Origin of the sequence: Phycicoccus sp. DTK01 (assembly GCF_017312765.1) — a bacterium.
Taxonomy (GTDB): domain Bacteria; phylum Actinomycetota; class Actinomycetes; order Actinomycetales; family Dermatophilaceae; genus Phycicoccus; species Phycicoccus jejuensis.
Window position 1 is genome coordinate 1 of the sequence record NZ_BOPU01000035.1, and the last position, 704, is coordinate 704.

Annotated in this window: 1 protein-coding gene; it reads left to right on the forward strand. The window is 77.4% G+C overall.

Annotated features, from left to right (window positions below):
* Positions 1-704, forward strand: a 704-nt coding sequence (locus J3473_RS19260) for a DUF222 domain-containing protein (RefSeq protein WP_368857120.1), incomplete at both ends; no start/stop codon positions are given.

Below are 704 nucleotides of genomic sequence, written 5' to 3' on the forward strand. Positions count from 1 at the left end.
GTCGTGGTCGCGCTGGAGGCCGTGCGGCGCGGGGAGGTCGCCGGGTCCGCCACCCACGCCTGGGTCCGGCAGCACGCCCCCTCCCTGCGGCAGTCCGGCGCCGCGGCCGTGGCCCGGATCGTCGTCGACGTCGCCGCCGGCGACACCCCCACCCAGCGCTGCGACCCCGACCCCGCCACCGCCCTCGGCGTCGTCTGGGCCGCCGTCCACGACGCGCAGGTCGAGGCCCACACCGGGTGCGCCGTGCTGCGCGAGACCACCCGCCTCGCACCCCTGCTCCAGCCCGCCGCACTGCCCACCGCGGCCGCCGGGCTGGTCGCCCTCGCCGCCGAGCACGGACCCGCCGTGATGCGGCGCCTGCGACCCCGGCTGCTGGCCGAGCACGGCCACCACGACGCCCTGCAGGACCTCCACACCCGCCTGGCCACCGCCGCCCGCCTCTCGATGCCCCACATCGAGTCGGCCGACCTGACCGAGTACCAGCTGTGGATGACCCCCGAACAGGCCGCCACCCTCGAAGCCGCCATCGGACCGCTGTCCGCGCCCACCCCGAACGACGAGACCGGCGAGCCCGACCTGCGCCCCGCCGGCCAACGCCGCGTCGAAGCCCTCACCGCCGTGTGTGCCACCGCCACCACCCTGCACACCGGCACCCACGACACCGACCGCGGCCCCGACACCACCCTCCACCTCACCATCCCCCT